Source organism: Acinetobacter brisouii (genome assembly GCF_008993995.1).
Classification (GTDB): Bacteria; Pseudomonadota; Gammaproteobacteria; order Pseudomonadales; family Moraxellaceae; genus Acinetobacter; species Acinetobacter brisouii_A.
On sequence record NZ_BKNN01000177.1, the window covers coordinates 1 to 640 of the forward strand.

Consider the following 640-nt stretch of genomic DNA (forward strand, 5'->3'; position numbering starts at 1 on the left):
TGAACCGTACCGGGTTTGTCGGAGAGTCAATATTCTGAGAGACTATCCCGATGACAAAATTAAAATATACCCCTGAAATCAGAGAAAGAGCGGTTCAATTATTGATTGAATCTGAAAAAGATTATCCTTCTACTTGGGCTGCAATCACAGCAATTGCGCCTAAGATTGGTTGTACTCCTGAAACACTTCGTGCCTGGCATCAAAAGCATTTAGATCAGCAAAATCCTATTAAAGTACAACAGATATCTGATCAAGAAAAAATGAAGCAAATGGAACGTGAAATTAAAGAATTAAAGCGTGCCAATGAAATTCTACGTAAAGCAGCCGCTTTTTTCGCCCAGGCGGAGCTCGACCGCCCACACAAATAATGGTGGATTTCATCCATAACAATAAAGACTTATATGGTGTTGATGCGATTTGTAGGATTTTACCGATCGCAGCTTCAACCTATTACCGGACTCTAGATCTCTGCGAAAATCCAGAACATCGAGCAAAGCGAGATTTACATGACTTGCATCATGCTGAGGAGATTAAACGAATTTGGAAGGAAAGTTCAGGTCGGTATGGTGTACGTAAAGTCTGGCAAAAACTGAAACGTGAAGGCTATATTATTGCACGCTGTACTGTTGCTCGATTAATG

At 40.5% G+C, this 640-nt stretch carries 1 pseudogene and 1 other annotated feature; the pseudogene reads left to right on the plus strand.

Annotated features, from left to right (window positions below):
- Window positions 1–50: 50 nt before the first annotated feature.
- A pseudogene (locus GBN19_RS15535) lies at window positions 51–640 on the plus strand (IS3 family transposase); the annotation flags it as partial.
- Window positions 326–442, plus strand: a sequence feature (AL1L pseudoknot). It overlaps the preceding pseudogene by 117 nt.